Here is a 21,619-nt window from a genome sequence, read left to right as displayed (position 1 = left end):
TATTGTTCAGTAGTCGTGAACTCATCATAGCATCCGGTACTGTTTAATGCAAGGTAGTGATTTTAAAATAGTTCCGTGTCACGGTGTACCGCAAATGGGACTAACTTCGATTTCTCGCTAATTCACTTATAAATCAGCATACGCAAAACCCGGATCGGTTACTTCCGTCTGAGGACGGATTCCGATCCGGGTCTATGGGATGAAGATATACAGTGATGGGGGTATCAGCTTTAATTTATTCTTGTGCGTCCAATACCGTAAGGTCTTCAACGGCAGGGCCTTCGATGACTTTGCCCGCGTAATCGTACCGTGATCCGTGGCATGGGCAATCCCAGGAACGTTCGCCGGCATTCCATTCCACTTCACAACCCAAATGGGTGCAGGTGGTATCCACCAGAAAGAGTTTGCCAGTTGGGTCCTTGTAGGCGCCGGCCCGTTTACCGTCATGGCGAACGACGGCTCCTTCATCGTTACCGAGTTGTCCCGTGTTCTTGTGAATAATGCCGACTTTGCCAGAGATCAGTTCCGTGGCTACATTGACATTCTCTACGAGGAAGTTTTTCACACCAGGGTCTACCTTGAACCTTGCAGGATCGAATACCGCTGCGTAAGAGTTGTCGCGTCCGGTAATCCGGTCCGTAAGGATATGTCCAGCCATCGTTCCTGTGGTCATGCCCCATTTGGCAAAGCCGGTAGCCACATAGACACGTTCATGTCGTCCGGTAATGGGTCCAATATAAGGGACCTTATCGATGGAAATCAGATCCTGAGCTGACCAGCGGAATGGGATGTTGCGAATGCCGAATGTATCGGCTGCATAGCGCTCCAAATTTTCATAATGACCGACGGTACAAATGCCCTGTCCGGTTTTATGATTCTCTCCTCCAAAGAGGATGTGTTCCTTCCCTTTATGAATGACAGTACGCAGTGAACGGGAGGGTTCATCATCAGAGATATACATGCCACCTGTGAAAGGCTTCTGAGGTTCAACCATAACAGCATAGGATCGTTCAGCGTGCAGCCTTGAAAAATAAAATCCAGGGTCGTAGACCGGGAAATGGGAGGCAACGACGACATGTTCGGCCGTTACGGATGGACCATTCTCATAGGTCCGCACATGCAGTGAGGTGTCTTCCTCTACATCGGTAACTGTTGTATGTTCGAAGATGCGGACACCTTGCTTAACTGCGGATTCCAGCAGGTAATGCAAATAACGGAGCGGGTCAAAGCGGGCTTGTCCCGGCATCTTAATGCCTGCTCTGGACGGGACAGGAATGGGAAGTGGATCGACCCATTCACCAGGAATATTTAGCTTGCCATAGGCGGTCAGTTCAATCTCCAGCTTTTTGAGGTTTTCCTCGGATTGAATGTAGACATAGGCATCTTCCTCAGCCCACTGGCAATCGATTTTTTTCTCTTTCACCAGATCGCGCATCCACTTGGCGGCTTTAGCATTACCTTCATAATACATGCGGGCCTGTTCCTCGCCAAAATGATGCAGCAATTCATTAAATATCACGCCATGCTGTGCGGATACCTTGGCAGTGGTATGGCCGGTTGTGCCATCCAGTACTTTTCCGGCTTCAAGCACAACCACACGCCTACCCGTCTGAGCCAGCAAATAGGCTGTCGTAATGCCCGCAATGCCTGCACCAATGATGGCTACATCCGCAGTTGTATTTTCTGTCAGTTTCGGATATTCATTGAATGTGTTGGTGGCTCTCCACAGGGATTCCGGAATGGAGGGCAAACCTGTCGGGGTCTGTTGATGATCATTCACTCGATTTCCTCCTTATATTTGTTCATTAGGGCTTATGCTCAGCTCATAAATACGTCAAAATTTTACTCTTATCCATGATTACCATACTGTGCCAGAATGAAACGATTGACCCCATACTTTCCTGAGGGAAATTCACATTTTCCTGTGCAAGCCCCCTGTTTTTTTTGCTAAACATGCTATATGATAGGTTTACCGAAATCGTTTTAGTAAATGAAGAGAAGAGTTAACATCGGACTAATAAATGCTTGTTTTATAAGGTTAAATCTTCGATTCATGAGGTCGGATACATTAAAATCACATCATAAATATGTCGTGTTCATGTATTCGCTATCATTTTAATAAACCATTGAAAGCCCAAAGGAGAATTCCATATCATGACTAACCAAACGAAATATCCTTTCCAGGATACAACGCTTGAACTCGATACACGTGTAAAGGACCTCGTATCCCGCCTGTCGGAAGATGAGAAAATCGAATCCATGCTGCAATACCAACCAGCAGTAGAACGCCTGGGTATCGCAGCTTACAAACACGGCACAGAAGCAGCTCACGGTCTGGCTTGGCTGGGCGAAGCCACGTCCTTCCCGCAGCCGGTAGGGCTGGCGTGTACGTGGGATGCAGATCTGATGAAAGAGATCGGCTCCGTAATCGGGGACGAGGCACGTGTATTCTACAAACGCAATCCAGCCGTGAACGGTCTGACGCTGTGGGCACCTACAGTTGATATGGAACGTGATCCGCGCTGGGGTCGGAATGAGGAAGCCTACGGGGAAGATCCGGAACTTACGGCCGAGCTGACCACAGCTTTGGTTAAGGGTATTCAGGGTGACCATCCGAAGTATTACAAGGCGGTTGCCACATTGAAGCATTTCCTGGCAAACAATAATGAGGTGGACCGCGGCAGTGGTTCATCAAGCATTGATCCACGCAACATGCGAGAATATTACCTGAAAGCGTTCGAGAAACCGTTTAAAGAGGGTGGGGCGCAGTCCATGATGACCGCGTACAACTCTATTAATGGTACGCCAGCATTGTTGCATCCGTTCGTAAACGAGATTGTGAAGGGCGAATGGGGCATGGATGGCTTCATCGTGAGTGATGCAGGGGATGTCATGGGCATCAAGAACGATCATAAATACTATGATTCCCACACCCCAGGTACAGTAGAGTCCGTCAAAGCCGGCATTGACAGCATTACCGATGATGCGGATCTGTCGAAGCAGGCGCTGCGTGAAGGGCTGGAGCAAGGTACGCTCACGATGGAAGACATCGATCTGGCGTTGTTCAATACGTTCCGTGTGCGTTTCCGTCTGGGTGAATTTGATCCGGCTGAAGGCAATCCATATGCTTCGATTGGCGAAGAAGCGATGATGACGGAGAACGCGAAGGCTTTGTCATTGAGAGCGGCGAGAGAACAAGTGGTATTGCTCAAAAATGATCAAGGCACACTGCCGCTGGATAAAACGAAATCCGGCAAAGTGGCTGTGATTGGTCAACTGGGTGGAACAGTCTATCGTGACTGGTATGCAGGTACCATGCCATATAGCGTATCCCCGCTTGAAGCAATCAGTTCCAAAGTAGGCGGCGACAAGGTTACGTTCAAGGATGGTAATGACCGTATTACATTGACTTCCGCAGCAAGCAGCAAGGTTGTTGGACTGGCTGAAGATGAGAAATCATCCATCATTGCTTCAGGAGATGCCGAGACATTTACACTGAGTGACTGGGGATTTGGCAGTTACACGCTGCAGGCGGACAGTAATGGCAAATACCTGACGACGGATGAAGAGACGGTTACGGCATCAGCGGATGAAGTATATGGCTGGTTTGTAAAAGAAGTATTCCATCTGTTGCCACAACAGGACGGAAGCGTGGGGCTGACCACTTGGAACGGTAAAACCGTAACGGCACCCAATGACGGAAACGATGTGTTCGCCGTGTCCGAAGAGTTGAAATCATTCGGTGCTACGGAAACATTTAAGAAGGATATTGTGGTGAATGGATTAGAGGAAGCGGTAGCAGCTGCGAAGGAAGCGGAGACAGCGATTGTATTTGTCGGCAACAATCCGCTTGTGAATGGTAAAGAAGAGATTGACCGTCCAAGCCTGGATCTGGCAGAATCCCAGCAGCGTCTGGTTGAAGCTGTTTATGCAGCGAACCCGAATACCGTTGTAGTTATCGTGGGAAGTTACCCGTTCACATCCAACTGGGTACAGGAGAACATCCCGGCTGTATTGTATACCTCCCATGCAGGACAAGAGCTGGGCAACGCTGTGGCTGACGTATTATATGGCGATTATGCGCCAGCAGGCCGCCTGAATATGACGTGGGTGCAATCCGCAGATCAGCTGACTGATATCAGAGACTACGATATCATTCAATCTGGACGCACGTATCAGTATTTTGAAGGGGATATACTGTATCCGTTCGGACATGGATTGACGTATGCATCGTTTAAATACAGTAATCTGGAGTTAAATCCGTCCCAAACTGGAACTGAAGGCACAACTACGGTAACTGTGGACGTGACCAATACAGGGACGATCGCCAGTGATGAGGTTGTGCAATTGTACGTGCGTGCCGGACAGTCCCGTGTGAAGCGTCCGCTCAAAACGTTAAAAGGCTTCCGTCGTCTTCATATTGAAGCTGGAGCTACAGTGAAAGTCAGCTTCACGTTACCGGTTCAGGAGCTGGCAATCTGGGATGTAACCCGTGATCGTTATGTGGTTGAAAGCGGCACGTACAGCATTATGGTAGGGAAATCGTCTTCGGATATTCAGCTTGTCGCTGACCTGACGGTAGAAGGTGAGACCATTCCTTCACGTAACCTTGGAGTGGCAACTCGCGCCGAGAATTACGATGCATACTTCGGTGTGGATCTGGATGAGAGCAAGGAAGGCGGAACATCTGTCCGTGTGATTGGAGAGCAGGGATGGATTGCCTTCAAAGATGCGGATCTGGGCAGTGCAGCAGCGCTTGAAGCTCGTGTATCGGCAGAACAGGCAGATGCGGTATTGGAAGTTCGACTGGGCGCACCTGACGGTGCGTTGGCAGGACGCGTGGAACTGGCACAGGGCAAGGCCCAGCAGTGGTCCACGGTTAAGGCAGACCTCCAAGGCGCATCAGGTCAACAAGATGTATACCTTGTGTTGTCAGCAGGAGTGCGTATCAGCTATTTCGAGATTCGTTAAACCTGCAGCCTATGGAAGTTGCAGCTCTAATAGCAAGTGCTCAGTTCGTTAAATAAAAACGCTAAAAAGGGATGTCCCCTTGTCATCTTCATGACTAGGGGACATCCCTTTTGTTAATAAAACAACTTTTTCCAAAAGCCTAAGTGGCGAAATATCGAATTTAGATTGATGAGTCAGCCGTTACCCGTTCTCTTGCCGTACGAGCAGCGTCTACCATGATGCTCAATGCATCCACGACTTCGGCCTTACCACGTGTTTTCAGTCCGCAGTCAGGATTCACCCAGAACAGATCGGCTGGCAGCACTTGAAGTGCGCGCTCGATCATATTCAACATCTCGTCCTTGCCTGGAACACGTGGACTATGGATATCATATACGCCGAGACCGATGCCTTTATCATACGTATTTTGCTCAAAACTGCCTACCAGTTCTCCATGGCTGCGGGATGTCTCGATTGAGATCACATCCGCATCAAGGTCGCTGATGGCTTCAATAATATCATCGAACTCGCAGTAGCACATGTGAGTATGCACCTGCGTTGTTGGTTTCACGGTTGCTGTTGCCAATCGGAAGGATTCTACGGCCCATTGCAGGTACTCATCCCACTTGCTTCGTTTGAGTGGGAGTCCTTCACGCAGAGCTGGCTCATCGACCTGAATCATCTCAATGCCTGCTTGCTCCAGCGCTTCAACCTCGTCCCGAATGGCGCGGGCTATCTGATAGGATACTTCGCTGCGCGGAATATCTGAGCGGACAAAGGACCAGTTCAGAATCGTTACCGGACCTGTGAGCATGCCTTTTACCGGTTTGCTGGTCAGTGTCTGAGCATACGCCGTTTCTTTCACCGTCATCGGTTCATTGAACAGCACATCTCCGTAAATGACAGGTGGTTTTACACAGCGTGAGCCGTAGGACTGTACCCAGCCATTTTTGGTAAAAGCGAATCCAGTCAGCTTCTCACCGAAAAACTCGACCATATCGGTACGTTCGAACTCACCGTGTACCAGCACATCCAGACCAATTTCCTCCTGAATGGTAATCCATTCCTGGATCTGTTCACGCACATAGGCATCGTATTGCTCCGCATTCCATTCGCCTTTGCGGAACAGGGCGCGTGCCTTGCGCACCTCCGCCGTCTGCGGGAAGCTGCCAATCGTTGTCGTTGGCAGCAGCGGGAGCGACCATTTTTGCTGCTGCAATTCGCGCCGCTCCTGGAATGACGCGCTGCGAAGCAGCTGCTCGTCGGCGTGCACCCCTGCGGGAGCGCCACTCAGGCGTGTCCGTGACTCGGACTCGCTCAGCAGGCGCACCGCTTCGGTGCTCGCCTGGGCGCGGCGGCTGGCTTCAGCCACAGCCGCTGCCTGGTCCGCCTGCTTCGCACCGCCGGACAACAACGTTCCGAGCGTCGCTATTTCTTCCAGCTTCTCGTCGGCAAAGGCCAGGGCATTGCGCAGTACCGGATCAAGCGCGCTCTCCTGAGCGGCAGTCACCGGTACATGCAACAGGCTGCAGGAAGGCTGAATGATTAGCTTGCCTTCGGCAGCGAATTCAGCCACCTGCTCCAGCAGCTTCGCCGTCTCTGCGAGATCGGCGCGCCAGATGTTGCGCCCGTCAATGACACCGGCGCCCAACCATTTATCCTGCGGGAAGCCATGCTCCCGCAGGCTGGCCAGGTTGCCTTCATAGCCGTGGACCAGGTCCAGGCCGATTCCGGCTACAGGCAGTGCTGTCACGACCGGATAAGCTTCCACCGATTCGAAGTACGTCTGAAGCAGCAGCTTCAATTCAGGTGCGGCTTGTGCCAATGCGGCATACACCTGTTGCAGCAAGGCTTCATCTTCGGAAGAGACAGCCAGCGTCAGAGCAGGCTCGTCGATCTGTACCCACTGTACGCCTTCGGCTTGAAGCTCGGCCAGAAGCTGGGCGTACACCGGAACGAGACGTGTGACGATCTCTGCGAAGCGTTCCGCGTCATAGCCTTTGGCGAACCGTACATACGAGTACGGACCGACCACGACCGGTTTACCTTCCAGCCCAAGCTCCTGCTTCGCTTCGCGATAGGCGGCAAGGGGTTTATTTTCAAGCAAAGCAAATGCAGTATCATTATGTATCTCAGGTACGATGTAGTGATAGTTGGTGTTCAGCCACTTGGTCATCTCACAGGCCGTTGCCTGGTCATTACCCCGAGCCATGGCGTAATAGGTAGATACGGACACCGGTCCGCCAGTATGGTTGAAGCGCTCAGGAACGACGCCAAACATTGCGGATACGTCGAGAATATGATCATAGTAGGAGAAGTCGCCCACAGGAATCAGATCGAGCTGCTGTGCCTGCTGTTTCTTCAGATCCTGCAACCGAAGCGTGGTCAGTTCCTGATGAAGCGTGGATTCATCGATTCGGCCAGCCCAGAAGGACTCCAGTGCTTTTTTCCATTCACGTCCCGCACCGATGCGAGGGTAACCGAGGTTGCCTGTCAGAACTTGTGCCTGTTGTTGCTGTGATTGCGACATGTAAAATTCCTCCTCATTTATAATGGTGAACTCATCATTCAGGTTGAAGCTATGTTGTTGTATTTCATTTGAAAGCATCAAAAAAAGGCATTCCTTCCAATGTCATACCCTGAGAAACAGGCATCATGAATGACGTCTGTGCACAAAGATAGAATGGGAAAGAACACCTGCTATAAGTTATTTTAGCGGTTGCTCTAACACCTCCCTATCTTCCGTAGGTCATGCGATGCTGTCGAAACAGGCAGGTCTCCTGGCTTACGGATCATGGTCTTGTACATGTCCTTCCCGGTGGATACACCAGTGGATTGTTTATGTACAGACTCCCCGTTTACAGTGGCGGGACCGCGACGGACTTACACCGTGCTTCCCTTTTAAGCCTGACCACGCCTGTAGCGCGGTCGGCACCTGTTTCCGTGTGCAGAAATGTGCTTACACATCTCCAGCTATGAAATTGGTGACCAAGCATAGATGATAGATTATATAATGATGCAATCGTCGTATACTTGCTCTTATGCTACCAATCATAGACGATAACCTACTAGCTTGCAACAAATATCATTAATCCGATCGGAAATAAAAATGAGCCGTATGAAACCTAGGTTTAGTGACAGATTTGTCTCCTCAAAATGAAGCTTCAAAATGAACTACATATCCAGCACATGTTGTGCTGGATTCAACCCAATAAAAAAATCGTTACCATGCATCCATCTGCATGGTAACGATTGTGTGGCAAGCCATCGTTGCGGCTACATCAATGATGCGCTGATTGCGACTGCCGCGATAAGGAAGAGATACATCACGCTCAGCTGCAATATAAGGTCCATCAATAATAACGTCGCATAGGCGGGATAGTTCTGCTCGCGCAGGGTCGGCAACAAGTTCCTCATATACAAATCCCGTATAGGCCCATACCGTCAGATCAGGCCGTACCGCACGAAGCTGTCGAACCCAGGATGCACACTCTGCGGCAGAGAAAAAAGGATCACCTCCGCATAACGTAACCCCTTCCAGCAAGGGATGCGCGGTCACTTCATGCAAAATCTGCTGCTGCCGTTCCTCCGTGAAGGGTTCACCCGCACGGAAGCTCCAGGAGTCCGGGCTGAAGCAGCCCGGACAGGCATGTCGGCATCCGCTAATGAACAACACGGCTCGCAGGCCCGTTCCCTCATTCACCGATTCGGGGATATAGCCATATAGATTCACTGATGTTTCACCCGATCCCGTACTTCCGCTTGCTTTGCCGTATTGAAGCGTACTTTGTAATCTCCGGTCAGGTATCCTGTCACCCGGCGCAGTCTCTGGAAATGCACCTGATTTTCATGAGCTTCACATCCGGGACATACCTCTCCGATTACACCTTCATAACCACAGGCCGGACAACGGTCAATCGGGTGATTAATGGAGAAATAACCGATATCCTGGGCCAGCGCGTATTGCACGATTCGTTGGAAAGCCGTGGTGTTGGCCCGTACATTCCCGTCGAGTTCGACATAAGAGATTGCTCCGGCATTACATAGCTTGTGGAAAGGAGCTTCCAATTCAATTTTGCGATAGGCAGGAAGGGTATGATAGACCGGAATGTGAAATGAATTGGTGTAATATTCCCTGTCGTTGACCCCCGTGATGCTGCCGTATCGCTCGCGATCAAGCTTGGTGAATTTGCCGGATAGGCCCTCGGCGGGCGTAGCGAATAAGGTGATATTCAAGTTATGCAACTCACTCATCCGGTCACAGAACTCTCTCATCGTACGAATGATATTCAAGGCTTCTCGATGTACATGAAGGTCTTGTCCATGGTGACGACCATATAGGGCGGTCATACATTCAGCAAGCCCGATAAAACCAAGGGATAACGTACCATGCTTCAGCAGGTCAGCCACCGGTTCATTCGGAGCCAATTGTTCTCCACCTTCCCACACCCCTTCCCGCATCATGAAGTCCGATGCTTTGGCAGGCTGGTTAGTCTGAATTCGATAACGGTGCAGCAGTCCATCCGTAGCATTGTGCATGACGGACTCCAAAGCCATATAGAAGCCGGCCCGGTCAGCGATGGCTCTTGTTCCCTGGCAGATCCCGTATCGTATGCCGAGCTTGACCAGATTGATGGTGTTAAAGGACAAGTTCCCTTTACCGCTCTGACGATTGCGTCCGAAGCGATCAGCCAGTGTGCGTGTACGACATCCCATTGTGGCAATGATCGTGTCGGGATCTTCGGATCGATAATAGGGAATGTTGAAGGAAGCATCCACATTGACAAAATTCGGATACATACGTCGGGAGGAGCAGGTAACAGCGAGCCGGAACAGATCGTAATTCGGATCTCCCTCAGATTGGTTAATGCCTTGTTTGCATTGGAAAATATGCTGTGGGAACACGGGCGTTTCCCCGTTACCGAGTCCACGAATGGTCGCTTGCAGCAGCGACCGGGAGACAAGCCGGCCTTCGGGTGAAGTGCACAGTCCGTAATTCAGCGAAGTAAACGGAATCTGTCCGCCAGCACGACTGCTCATGGTGTTCAGATTATGGATTAGCGATTCCGCAGCCTGTTCGGTCTCCAGTTCCGTTTCTTCACAGGCAAAGGCAAAGGCTCGTGGACATTTCTCCTTCGCTTCATCACTATTCAGATGTAGCTGTTCATCCTCAATCCGGTCATTTTCCCCAAACAGCCGTTGTGCTTTCCGGTAATGCTTACGGAACGATCGCTTCACATAAGGTGCGAGATCCCAGTCGATTTTATTGGCCGATACGCCGCCATACTGGCTGTTCTGCTGGGATTGAAAAATTATGGCGACCAGCGCCATGGCAGACATGATCGTTTGTGGTGTACGAACCGAACCGTTGCCTGTGTTAAATCCGGAGGCCAGCAGCCGGTCAAACGGGATGAAGATACAGTTGGTCGTTCCAAGGGCATACTGATCCAGATCGTGTACATACAGATCACCATTCTCCACAGCTAGAGCAAGGTCCTCTGGCAGCACATGACGCAGAGCATGCCATTTTGCCGTCTCCGAACCGAGCCTGCTCATCTTGCCGCTGAACGAGTCTCCGTTCAGATTGGCATTCTCCCTCAGCGTATCAGCGTCTTCTGCACCGATAATTCGTCTTCCCAGGTCAGATAGCAGATCAGGCGCCGGTGGAGAGGCATACTCAAGCATGTTCATAACAGATTCCTCCTAAAAAATGAGATTGTATAGGGATAATGTAAATTCATTGAATACTATATGTAGAGTTTCTTTATCCATTTATAAACTATATCTTGTTATTTGGGTGTGATAATCGTCACATAAGAGGGGTGCGTTGAACAAGGCGATTTTCTAGTCTGGCATGATAAAGGTTTCCAAAGCTGGAGGGTAAGCGTATAATTTCTTATTACCGTGTCAGTATAGTTGACGAAGCTAGAAATAAGGACAGAAAACCTGCCAGGGAAGCGGTTGCTTAACTTTACTGTCATCGAATCATACCGTCCATAGCAGATTCCCGTCCGTGGAATAAATTGGATTCGGGTATGTTTCCCTTTGATTCCTACAGTGTTAATCATATATGAATAGGTTGTGACAGCTGTTTCGGAACATATGAACCCTCTTTGATCGATGGAATCATCATGTGCAATACGGATTTGAAATGCAGCTAAAACAAGAGGGGTGAGTCATGGGAACGGTAAGCATTACAAGAGGCTTCTATGAAAATATCCAGGAAGCCGCGTCCCATATTGTTGACGTGTTAAGCGGCATATTAAAGGTGAACACTATCTTTGTTGCCACGAATGATGGCGTGACCAATGTTATTATGGAGGCTTTTAACCGAGAGGAACTGTTGATTGCCAAAGGCAGTGCACTTCCATTTGAAGCTTCATATTGCAGCCTGGTATTGAGAGATAAGGAAGGCAGTATGGTTATCACGGATACATGCGAACATCCACTTACGGAATCGATGAACGTAACGAGCGAACTGGGCAATCGTTTCTTTGTGGGCATTCCGATTCTGCGGAGGTCAGGCGAAGCGTTCGGCACCATATGTCTGATGGACAATCCCGATTATGTGATTAGTGAAACGGATATGAAGACGCTGAAAGCTATGGCTGTTTTCCTGGGGTATGTCGTGGATCTGGAAGATACACTGCAGGTCCAGGAGCAGAAGCTGAGTGATTCGGAGCAACTAAAGGAGCAGCTGCAGGCAGAAAAGGAACGTGCGGAATCCGAGGCAATGACTAAGACACAGATGCTGTCGCTGATGAGCCACGAGATTCGTAATCCACTGAACGGCATTTTGGGATTGACTGACCTGATGCGTACACCGGATATGTCGGACGAGCAGACAGAGTATGTAAATATGATTGAGACCAGCGGTAACATTCTGCTCTCACTGCTAAATAACATGATGAGTTTTAACATCAACGATGCAGGCAAAACAGTTGTACACGATGATCCATTTGATCTGGTAGCCACGATCGAGAATACCGTTTATCTCTATGCGGGACTTGCGCTTAGCAAGAACATTGAGCTGGGATTGAACCTTGATCTGAATGTATCTCAGGTCTACGTCGGGGATGAAATCAAGATCGGACAACTATTAGCCCATGTCATTCAGTATGCCATAGATTCAACACGGACAGGATCAGTGTTGGTTACAGCAACTGTGGATGGTGGAGATGCAGAGGAAACGGGGACGCTTCGACTTCATGTGAAGTATACCGGTCGCATGCTGTCTTCGGACAAAAAGCTTAGATCATTTAACAATTTGGACGGAAATATAAGTACACAGAAGCTGGTGGGAACCAATCTCGGTTTGGCGGTCAGCCAGAACCTTGCCATCCTTATGAACGGCCGGATTCAGGTGCGCGGCCTGGGAGACAAGGAAACAGAATTCGAGATCTGCTTGCCGCTCCGCAAACATTGGGAACTGCCTCAGCTTGCCAATATTCAGCACCGACTGAGGGGCAAAAAGGTGTTGCTTGCGAAGGATCCTGACATTTTGCAAGGGGCCTCCTCCCTGATGCGAAGATGGAAGATGGATGTGCATATGACCTCGGTTACAACCGAGGCGTACAACTGGATTGAGGAGGGCTTTAAGCCTGATGTGGCCGTTGTGGATATGGGACTGCTGGAGGGCGGCGCTGTGGATTTTGTGCGCAAGCTGAAGCACCTGGTTACCGATTCACCGGTCATTGTGCTGATTCCGTATGGTATGCATATCGATCCGCATGAAGCGGAAGTCTTCGATGCGGTCCTGACCAAGCCGGTGAAGCAGGCTGAATTGTTGAATGCGTTAAGCATCATTGTGCATTAAGAAAATGAAAAAAGTATATTAAATTAGGCGCACCTGTTAGGGGTGCGCTTTATTTGTTATTCGGAAGGAAGACGATCCTCGAACAAGCAGCTCCGAGTCGACTTTAAATACGCGTTTGTCCTGAAATTCATTTGTATTCATCATGTCAATCATCTTCTCCATCAGAATGGCCCCCATCGTATACTTGGGTTGGTTCACCGAACTTAGCGTAGGATGGATGTATTTGCTGATTCGATTGTTGTCCACACCTACGATAGCCAATTGCTCGGGAATACGTATTCCGTATTCTGTACATGCCTTATATACGCCGAGGGCCATTTCATCATTGGCCGCATATACCGCTGAGAAGGACAGGCCTTTGTTAAACAGCCTTTTGATGGCCTCGTACCCGCCTTCCTCGTTGAAGTTCCCATTCTCGATCAGTTCGGGACGAAATGGAATTTGATGATTGCGCAGGGCTTTCAAATAGCCTTCAAGCCGCTCATAGCTGTCGATTGCTTCGGGATAACCGTTCAAGAATACGATATTTTGATGTCCGGCCTCAACCAGATGCTGAACAACTTCCTGGGAAAATTTCACGTTGTCAGTATATATACAAGGAATCTGATCATGTTCGATATATTTGCCAACGATGCCAATACGGTACCCCTTGTCCGCGAGATTGAATAATTCCTCATCCGCCAGCATGGGAGTGATAATGATGACACCGTCAATCGTCCGGTCCAGCAGCAAATTAAGATAATCGACTTCTCGCTCTTTCAGGTTATGGGCATCACATATGATGACTTTGTAATGGCGGGCGTAGGCGATGTTCTCAATGCCTTTAATTATTTCCGCATAATAGGAATTGTTGATATCTGGAACGATGACGCCAATCGTCATGGTTCTCTGTGAACGAAGATTCTTGGCTGCTGCGTTGGGGTGATAGCCCAATTGCTCGATGGCGCGCATCACCTTATCTTTGGTTTTGGTGCTAACCTTGCTGTGCTGATTAATAACTCGTGATACGGTTGCCGGGGATACACCTGCGATGGCAGCGACATCAATGATTTTGACATCCATATGGTTCACAACTCCAAATAAGTGATTGACAATTCATTCAAATTCATTATAATTCCAATTGAAAACGATTACAAGATATAACCGATTGAAGCAATAATTGGGGATAGTGCAGGAATAGAGGGTTTGTATTCAATTTAATGTAATCGATTTCATGAATCTCCTCCGTTGCGATAAATAGCGGTGCATCCATGAATCTTGCCACTTGTAGACCCGCTGTTTCTATAGCATTATGTTACCCGTCGTGAGTGCTGCATCCTGGTTCAGTCATACTTCAAGCTATGACCATTCAAGGGAGGCGTCAACTATGTTGAAGAAGAGCACCATCATGCTATTGTGCAGCTGTCTGCTGCTCGGACTGCTGGCTTCGGCAGTAGGTTCTTCGAAGGCCGAAGCGGCTTTTGGATCAGGGGATTTCCTGAAAGCCAACGGGACGGTTGTCCGCAAAAATTCGGGTACAGGTAACGTGGTAAACCTGCGTGGAACCAATTTGGGTGGCTGGCTGCTGCAGGAAGAATGGATGACGCCATCCGGGGCGGTAGATGAATACACACTGCGACGTACTTTGACAAATCGTTTTGGAGAATCGGGTGCACAGAGCCTGATCAATGGATATCAGGACAACTGGATTCAGGCTGGCGATCTGGATAACATCAAGAACTGGGGCATGAACGTTGTGCGTGTGCCGATCTATTGGGAGGATTTTATGAACACCAGTGGTGTCATGAAGCCTGATTCGGTTACGTTCCGCAAGCTCGACTGGCTCATTGATGAAGCGGGCAAACGGAACCTGTATGTGATTCTCGATTTGCACGGGGCACCGGGAGCAGCCTGTCCGTGGCATTCCTGCGGTCAGGAGAATTCCAACCAACTGTGGACCAACTCTACATACCAGAACTGGACTATTCAGATCTGGGAACGGATGGCAACACGTTACAAAGGCAATCCAACCGTTGCCGCGTATGACCTGCTCAATGAACCTCTCGTAACCATGGGTACAGGTGAAAATGCAGCTCAAATCAAGCAAAAGATGGATTTCTATGACCGGATGTACAAAGCGGTTCGTGCCAAGGATGCGGATCACATGATCATCATCGCGGCATTCTTCGACTGGTGGGCAGCTTCACCGCCAACGACGTATGGCTGGACGAATGTGATGTATCAGACGCATCACTATCAATTCACGGATTATAACAACTGGGATCTGACCAATTCAGAGATGGATCGCTGGTTGAAGGATATGGCGTCCTATCAGAAGAATTGGAACGTTCCGGTGTTAGCTGGCGAATTCTCGTTTGGTCAGGATGATCTGACCGAGAAGTGGCTGTCCGGTCTGAATGCACTGAATGCTTCTTGGACGAACTGGAGTTATAAGGTCAAAGGGGGCGGAACCTGGGGTTATTACAATAATAACAACAACCCGGCACCTAATCTGAATACGGACAGTGCGGCAACGATTGCTTCCAAATGGAGCATGTTCACCACGGCGAACTTTGCTTCTAATACCACATTTCAGAATGTAGTCAAGAAACATACGGGCACAGCTCCGTTTACAGAGACCTGGTCCAGTCTGAAGGCCAATGCCAACGGTACGTTTGTCAGCGCAGAGAACGGTGGGGCGGATTCGCTGGTTGCCAATCGGGATACTGCCGGACACTGGGAACGGTTCAAAATCATCCAAAACTCGGATGGAACGGTATCCTTGCTGTCGATGAGCAACATTAAATATGTGCAAGCCGATCTGAATAACGGCGGGCGTTTGATCGCATCGGCCACGTATCCATCCACATGGGAGAAGTTTACCCGTGAAGATGTGGGCGGGGGACTGGTTGCTTTCAAATCCGTTGCGAACGGTAAATATGTCAGTGCGGATCTGAACAACGGGGGCGTGCTGTACGCCAATCGTAATGCTGTGGGCGGAGCATGGGAACAATTTATCGTTACAGCTAACTGAGACAAACTAGGATCTCTCATAAATAATGAAGAAACGTAATGTAGTGACCCGCATGATGGCTCCGCTTTTGCAGCGGAGCTTTTTAATATTCATCCATAACTATTTCCCAAATTCTGCTCCAAGACCCTTTTAATCCGAGCCGAATACGATACAATAGAAAGGGAACTTCATCATTAATCAGTTTAGAGGAGGATGTGCATTCAATGGAATACCGTAGATTGGGTGGAAGCGGACTGAAGGTAAGCGAGATCAGCCTGGGTAGCTGGCTGACATACGGAGGGTATGTGGAACGTGAAAACGCGGTGAAATCAATTGAAGCCGCATTCGATGAAGGTATTAACTTTTTTGACACAGCCAATGTGTACGAGCGGGGTGCAGCAGAAGAGCTGCTGGGGCAGACGTTGAAAGCGTATTCCCGTGATTCGTATGTGCTTGCAACCAAGGTTTTTGGCAAAATGGGTGACGGTCCCAATGATCAAGGGTTGTCCCGTAAACATATTAAGGAACAATGCGAAGCCAGCTTGCAGCGGCTGGGTGTTGATTATGTAGACATATATTATTGCCATCGCTATCATACCGAAACACCGATTGAAGAGACACTGCGAGCACTGGACGATCTGGTGCGTCAAGGCAAAGTGCTCTACGTAGGTGTGAGTCAGTGGACGGCGGCACAGATGGAAGCGGCGCTGGGTACCGCTGATCGCCTGCTGCTGGATCATATCGTGGTGAACCAGCCGGTGTACAACATGTTTGACCGTTACATCGAAAATGAAATCATCCCGTTGGGTGAGCGCAAAGGAATTGGACAGGTGGTCTATTCCCCGCTGGCACAAGGGCTTTTGACTGGTAAATACACCTCGGTGTCTGATATCCCCGAGAATAGCCGGGCAGCAAAGCTGGGCTGGGATGAAGGGAAAATTAACGGTGACCGGATCGCGAAGGTTCGCCAGTTAATTGAAGTAGCGGACAAGCTGGATCTGAAGGTCGGTCAATTGGCTCTGGCGTGGATTCTGCGCCAAAATAACGTGTCCAGTGCCCTTGTAGGCGCAAGCCGTCCCGAGCAGGTGAAGGAGAACGCGGCTGCTTCCGGGGTGAAGCTGGATGCCGCCATCGTTGAAGAAATCGAACAAATATTAGCTTAAGGCAAGCTAAACTACACAGGCTGCTCTTGCGCTGATAAATAAGAAAGGGATGTCCTGGCTAGCCTGTATGGCTACTGGGACATCCCTTTTGCGTTTGAAACTAGATTGAATTTGGGCCGGAAAGGGTGGTGGAAGGCAGTGGAATGGCACAGACTCGATTCCTGCCCGTATTCTTGGCTTCATATAATGCACGATCTGCCTGTTCAAAGAAATCGTTATCATCCCGGTCGTCACAGTGATCCGGAAACACAGCAACACCGATCGAGATGGTCAGCCGGATCGTATTGCCATCCGGCAGGGCGAAGAGGTACTTCTCCACCGCTTGCCTGATCGACTCAGCAATCGCCATAGCCTGGTGGCGTGACCACAATCGAGCAACAGAATAGCAAATTCCTCGCCTCCGTTTCGAGAGACGATATCGGCCGAGCGGGCATGCTTGATGAGCAATTGCCCGAGCTGTTTCAAGACCGCATCGCCTGAAGAATGGCCGAAGGTGTCATTTACTTTTTTGAACCGGTCAATATCAATGACCAACAGGGATAGTTTTTGCTTGTTCTCACGTGCCCGTTCCAGTTCCAACTCGAGTGATTTCTCAAATTGTCTGCGATTACTTAGGTTGGTTAGATGGTCGGTGGAAGCTTTTCGCTCCAGCAGGAACAACATTTCATTGGATTTATTAATGAATTCTGCGATGAAATAAATAAAGATCCCACCGACAAAGGAAATGGTTATCTGTAATGGATATACTTTCATTAAAGAATTCATGCTGGAAGTATTGAGCATCAGAATGACAAAGATCAGCGTCATACCCAGCAGGTTCATGGTAATAATCTTGGTTAATCTCGACCAAGGAGCATAAGCAAAATATACACCGGACAGTCCGATGATTGTCATGACGAAGGCTGCATCGATAGCAGCGGATGACATTCCAAACATGAGAATACGCAGGATGGAAATGACGAGTCCCGAGATGACCGAAGCGAATCCTCCTAAATATACGGCTGCTGTGACGATAGCCAAATGACGCAAATCCACAATTGTCGTTTCATTCAAAGGAAAGGAGTAATTCATCAGTACCGTTCCATAGATCCCGAACAGCAGACCACCGATCATCTGAACACGCATTGAGGGAAAGGGCACACGGATACGATAGAATTTGGCGATGATTCCGGACACATACATGAACGTAATCATGACACAGACATTAACGAAAAATGTGCTTAGCAACCAGCATCCCCCCTTTAGCGCACATTACTATATTTTAGCTGAAAAGCAGTGCGGTAGCGAACCATAATATCCCAAATAGGAGAGGGGGAGCTGTGAAGAGGCTTGGCTATGGCAATTCATGAATAAATTAGTCGGATATTGACTTCATTATACAATGAGATTTATACTTAATCTAAATCAAAATTGATTTTGATGTTTCTGGGAATCATAGCAGTCTGTAGATTACTGTGTCATCTTATATACTATTGAATGAGTAAATAAAGGAGAATTGCTGGTGAGAACTCTAAATCTGACGATACAGCGTCAAGCCGTTTACGATGTCGTCCGTCATTCCGAAGACCATCCAACCGCAGCAGACGTGATGAATCGTCTGGTGGAGCAAGGTTATAATTTGGCTTATGGTACGGTATATAATTCGCTCCGATATTTGACAGATAAAGAATTGATTCGAGAGCTCAAGTTGGGCGAGACGGCGAGTCGTTATGATGCCCGCATGGACGATCATCAACATATTATGTGTGAAGTATGCGGCAAGGTGGATGAAGTTATGACGGAAGTTCCTCCGCAATGGATGAAGCAAGTTGCGGAGGAAACCGGGTATGCGATTGATCACGCTCATGTGGTCTTTGGAGGTGTCTGCGCAGAATGCAGAAACAAACGGGTCAAGTAAAAATCAACCTGTCCGGTCGTCGTTTGCCGATCCGGGTCAAGCCTGCCCTTGCCGATTCAGCTCCCCTCGTAGATAATTGTCCGATCACGAGACGGGTCATTCTGATCAGTCCGATGCCCGGTCAGGTACATGAACTGGTCAAGGCACTAACGGATAGCTGCTTCGATGTGCTGGTATTCCATCGCTGGGAGCCTGATTTGCATGAACGGCTTGTATTCGATCTGTTAATCTATGACCTGTCTGTTGCTGGAACCATCGATGCATTTGCCGGCATCAGCAGCCGACTGAACCGTGAAGCTGAATATGCAACACCCTGTCTGTATTTGGTGGGGGAGAAGATGATTGGCAGTGCCAGTGGCCCGATGCTTCAGGAGGAATTACTGGTTTGGCCAGCACGTCCGCAGGAGGCGTTATATCGTGTGCAGCGCATGATCGGCAATAGTCCTGCTGCACCGAAACGCGGATTTCTGCCTCAGGAAGGACAGCGTATCGGTTTCAAGGATTTATGGCTGGATCGTGAGCGGATGAGCGTGCACCGGAATAATGACCGCATTCATTTGACCAAGACAGAGTATGATCTGCTGCTGAAGCTGATTGACGCCAAAGGTGCAGTCATTTCTCGTGAGGAGATGCTCAGCGATATTTGGGAGACGGATTTTACGGGTGGAAGCAATGTAGTGGATGTTCATATCAAAAGCTTGCGCAAAAAACTTGGCGATAACGCGGCTTCGCCTCAATATATAGTAACAGTAAGAGGAGTGGGCTACCGCCTGGCGGATTAGTCCGCTTTTTTTTGTGGGCAGATTATGCTGTTCATGTCACATTGTATGCGGGTATATCCGCTAGATAGCGTAAATCAGACCCATCGAATCGAAATGAAATAATGCTCATCGTTCTCAAAGTTGATGTTCATATTTCATTCATGAAACGAACAAGAAACTCATCTGAATCTCATGTGAACCTCATGCAAGAGGCGAGTGGGACATGTTAGAATCATTTTAACAGTTAGATCAAGTCTAAATGTATATTTAAAGCGATGTCGAATATGATTTTAATAGAGTATATACAGCAGGCATGAGACCAACATGAGGAGGATAACGATATGACAGAACGCATGACAACCAATCAGGGCGCACCCGTAGGTGACAACCAAAATTCCCGTACCGCAGGAAGAAGAGGCCCGACATTACTTGAGGATTATCATCTGCTTGAAAAGATCGCCCACTTTGACCGTGAGCGTATACCGGAACGGGTCGTTCATGCGAGAGGTGCCGGTGCACATGGCGTATTTACACTGGAGCAGAGCATGAAGGCTTACACAACTGCAGACTTCCTGCAAGACCCTGGCACAGAGACGGACGTATTGGTGCGATTCTCCACGGTAATTCACGGCACAGGTTCCCCGGAGACAGCGCGTGACCCACGTGGTTTTGCCGTGAAGTTCTATACCCGTGAAGGAAACTATGATATCGTGGGGAACCACTTACCTGTCTTCTTCATCCGTGATGCTATGAAGTTCCCGGATATGGTCCATTCCCTGAAGCCTGCGCCGGATACGAATATCCAGGACCCTGCACGCTACTGGGATTTCATGACACTATCACCAGAGTCGACGCATATGATGACCTGGTTGTTCTCCGATCTGGGTACGCCAGCAAGCTACCGTGAAATGGATGGATTCGGAGTACACGCCTTCAAATGGATCAATGCGCAGGGGCAAGTTCATTATGTGAAATACAAGTGGGAGTCAGCTCAGGGCGTACGAGGCTTCTCTCGTCAAGAGGCAGCTGAAGTACAAGGGCAGGATTTCAACCATGCTACCCGGGATTTGCACGATCATATCAAAAACGGTCAATACCCGCAGTGGAAGCTGCAGGTTCAATTGCTGAAGCCGGAGCAGATGGATGATTTTGCTTTTGATCCACTCGACCCAACGAAAACATGGCCGGAAGACGTATTGCCTTTCCAGACCATCGGAACGATGACGTTGAACCGTAATCCACAGAATTTCTTCGCAGAAGTGGAGCAAGCAGCCTTCTCTCCAAGCGCTCTGGTTCCTGGTATTGAGCCTTCCGAAGATAAATTGCTGCAGGGTCGCCTGTTCTCCTATCCGGATACACAGCGCCACCGGCTCGGACCGAACTATTTGCAGATTCCGGTGAACTGCCCTTATGCTCCGGTTCGCAATCATCAGCGTGATGGACTCATGAATGTGAGTCAGGACCCATCTCCGGTAAACTATGAACCGAACAGCTCGGGCAACAGCCCGGTGGAAGCACCGGAATACCGTGACAGTCAGGCTCCGCTACAGGGTCATGTTACGCGCGAGAAAATTGAGAAGACCGATAACTATACACAGTCAGGGGAATTGTTCCGTTCCTTCACGGCGGTAGAGCAGCAACACTTGCTCGATAATCTGATCAACGACCTGAAGGCAGTTCCGGAACAGACTCAGTTACGTGCCTTGTGTCACTTCTTCCAGGCAGACGGACAGCTCGGTGGTCGTCTGGCTCATGGACTTGGTGTAGATATCTCCGCATTTATGCCATCACAGGATCGTAAATAAAGCACTTAAATTCATCTTTTTCAGAAATGAATAATTGATTTTATAATAGACCGGGTAGGACTGCAGAATAGCAGGCTTGCCCGGTCTTTAGACTTTTTTTACCTATAAACCACCTTGTGCAATGAAATGATATTCTGAAATGGAAAACATATTTACAAATTATTTACAATAAATAGCTGACATAGAGGTTGACTTCTCGTTTGTTGGCACTACAATGGGTAGTGTGAGGGGTGTC

The 21,619-nt window shown here is 49.0% G+C and carries 14 protein-coding genes and 1 riboswitch; of the genes, 7 read left to right on the top strand and 7 right to left on the bottom strand.

The annotated features are described in order from the left end of the window. Nucleotides 1-235 precede the first annotated feature (235 nt). On the bottom strand, nt 236-1,780 hold the full coding sequence (locus QP794_RS08960; RefSeq protein WP_285075886.1) for an FAD-dependent oxidoreductase: 1,545 nt from the start codon (nt 1,778-1,780) through the stop codon (nt 236-238). Nucleotides 1,781-2,154: 374 nt separating this feature from the next. Here QP794_RS08960 and QP794_RS08955 point away from each other — a divergent pair, with 374 nt between their 5' ends. Next, nucleotides 2,155-4,971 (top strand): glycoside hydrolase family 3 C-terminal domain-containing protein, encoded by a 2,817-nt coding sequence (locus tag QP794_RS08955; protein WP_285075885.1) that lies wholly within the window; start codon nt 2,155-2,157, stop codon nt 4,969-4,971. 160 nt (nt 4,972-5,131) lie between these two features. On the opposite strand, the gene metE is transcribed toward QP794_RS08955, so the two are convergent. The 3 genes from metE to QP794_RS08940 form a co-directional block, all read right to left on the bottom strand. Continuing rightward, a complete protein-coding gene (gene metE / locus QP794_RS08950) occupies nt 5,132-7,480 on the bottom strand; it encodes a 5-methyltetrahydropteroyltriglutamate--homocysteine S-methyltransferase (RefSeq protein WP_285075884.1) in 2,349 nt (782 codons plus the stop codon). Between the two features lie 223 nt (nt 7,481-7,703). After that, nucleotides 7,704-7,904, bottom strand: a riboswitch (cobalamin riboswitch). Nucleotides 7,905-8,173: 269 nt separating this feature from the next. Continuing rightward, the gene (gene nrdG / locus QP794_RS08945; RefSeq protein WP_285075883.1) at nt 8,174-8,683 is read right to left on the bottom strand and encodes an anaerobic ribonucleoside-triphosphate reductase activating protein; all 510 of its coding nucleotides are present in this window, start codon (nt 8,681-8,683) and stop codon (nt 8,174-8,176) included. Continuing rightward, entirely contained in the window at nt 8,680-10,641 is a 1,962-nt protein-coding gene (locus tag QP794_RS08940) for an anaerobic ribonucleoside triphosphate reductase (RefSeq protein ID WP_285075882.1), read from the bottom strand. The genes nrdG and QP794_RS08940 overlap by 4 nt, the downstream gene beginning before the upstream one ends. A 487-nt stretch (nt 10,642-11,128) precedes the next feature. Between QP794_RS08940 and QP794_RS08935 the strand changes: the two genes are divergently transcribed. After that, a complete protein-coding gene (locus tag QP794_RS08935; RefSeq protein ID WP_285075881.1) occupies nt 11,129-12,766 on the top strand; it encodes a hybrid sensor histidine kinase/response regulator in 1,638 nt (545 codons plus the stop codon). A gap of 36 nt (nt 12,767-12,802) precedes the next feature. On the opposite strand, the gene QP794_RS08930 is transcribed toward QP794_RS08935, so the two are convergent. After that, complete coding sequence (locus tag QP794_RS08930; protein WP_024632822.1) at nt 12,803-13,828, bottom strand: LacI family DNA-binding transcriptional regulator; 1,026 nt, start codon at nt 13,826-13,828, stop codon at nt 12,803-12,805. 304 nt (nt 13,829-14,132) lie between these two features. On the opposite strand from QP794_RS08930, the gene QP794_RS08925 reads away from it, so the two are divergent. Next, nucleotides 14,133-15,779 (top strand): cellulase family glycosylhydrolase, encoded by a 1,647-nt coding sequence (locus QP794_RS08925; RefSeq protein ID WP_285075880.1) that lies wholly within the window; start codon nt 14,133-14,135, stop codon nt 15,777-15,779. A 203-nt stretch (nt 15,780-15,982) separates the two neighbouring features. Next, the gene (locus tag QP794_RS08920) at nt 15,983-16,921 is read left to right on the top strand and encodes an aldo/keto reductase family protein (RefSeq protein WP_024632820.1); all 939 of its coding nucleotides are present in this window, start codon (nt 15,983-15,985) and stop codon (nt 16,919-16,921) included. A 100-nt stretch (nt 16,922-17,021) separates the two neighbouring features. On the opposite strand, the gene QP794_RS08915 is transcribed toward QP794_RS08920, so the two are convergent. Further along, nucleotides 17,022-17,240: a diguanylate cyclase gene (locus QP794_RS08915; RefSeq protein ID WP_285075879.1), complete on the bottom strand. Its 219-nt coding sequence runs from the start codon at nt 17,238-17,240 to the stop codon at nt 17,022-17,024. Continuing rightward, nucleotides 17,192-18,148, bottom strand: coding sequence for a GGDEF domain-containing protein (locus tag QP794_RS08910; protein ID WP_285075878.1), 957 nt, complete (start codon nt 18,146-18,148; stop codon nt 17,192-17,194). Before QP794_RS08910 ends, QP794_RS08915 begins: the two co-directional genes overlap by 49 nt. Before the next feature lie 274 nt (nt 18,149-18,422). Between QP794_RS08910 and QP794_RS08905 the strand changes: the two genes are divergently transcribed. The 3 genes from QP794_RS08905 (at nt 18,423) to QP794_RS08895 (ending at nt 21,384) form a co-directional block, all read left to right on the top strand. After that, the gene (locus QP794_RS08905; RefSeq protein WP_024632818.1) at nt 18,423-18,818 is read left to right on the top strand and encodes a Fur family transcriptional regulator; all 396 of its coding nucleotides are present in this window, start codon (nt 18,423-18,425) and stop codon (nt 18,816-18,818) included. Further along, entirely contained in the window at nt 18,794-19,600 is an 807-nt protein-coding gene (locus tag QP794_RS08900; protein WP_285075877.1) for a winged helix-turn-helix transcriptional regulator, read from the top strand. The genes QP794_RS08905 and QP794_RS08900 overlap by 25 nt, the downstream gene beginning before the upstream one ends. Before the next feature lie 320 nt (nt 19,601-19,920). Beyond that, the gene (locus QP794_RS08895) at nt 19,921-21,384 is read left to right on the top strand and encodes a catalase (protein WP_024632816.1); all 1,464 of its coding nucleotides are present in this window, start codon (nt 19,921-19,923) and stop codon (nt 21,382-21,384) included. The last annotated feature ends 235 nt before the right edge of the window (nt 21,385-21,619 follow it).

This window comes from Paenibacillus sp. UMB7766-LJ446 (assembly GCF_030226665.1).
Classification (GTDB): Bacteria; Bacillota; Bacilli; order Paenibacillales; family Paenibacillaceae; genus Paenibacillus; species Paenibacillus vandeheii.
This window is presented reverse-complemented; position numbering and strand designations above follow the sequence as displayed.

Excerpts from the sequence above, each read along its gene's own strand:
- QP794_RS08955 (WP_285075885.1), top strand. The coding sequence starts at position 2,155 with ATGACTAACCAAACGAAATATCCTTTCCAGGATACAACGCTTGAACTC.
- metE (WP_285075884.1), bottom strand. The coding sequence starts at position 7,480 with ATGTCGCAATCACAGCAACAACAGGCACAAGTTCTGACAGGCAACCTC.
- QP794_RS08940 (WP_285075882.1), bottom strand. The coding sequence starts at position 10,641 with ATGAACATGCTTGAGTATGCCTCTCCACCGGCGCCTGATCTGCTATCT.
- QP794_RS08935 (WP_285075881.1), top strand. The coding sequence starts at position 11,129 with ATGGGAACGGTAAGCATTACAAGAGGCTTCTATGAAAATATCCAGGAA.
- QP794_RS08930 (WP_024632822.1), bottom strand. The coding sequence starts at position 13,828 with ATGGATGTCAAAATCATTGATGTCGCTGCCATCGCAGGTGTATCCCCG.
- QP794_RS08925 (WP_285075880.1), top strand. The coding sequence starts at position 14,133 with ATGTTGAAGAAGAGCACCATCATGCTATTGTGCAGCTGTCTGCTGCTC.
- QP794_RS08920 (WP_024632820.1), top strand. The coding sequence starts at position 15,983 with ATGGAATACCGTAGATTGGGTGGAAGCGGACTGAAGGTAAGCGAGATC.
- QP794_RS08900 (WP_285075877.1), top strand. The coding sequence starts at position 18,794 with ATGCAGAAACAAACGGGTCAAGTAAAAATCAACCTGTCCGGTCGTCGT.
- QP794_RS08895 (WP_024632816.1), top strand. The coding sequence starts at position 19,921 with ATGACAGAACGCATGACAACCAATCAGGGCGCACCCGTAGGTGACAAC.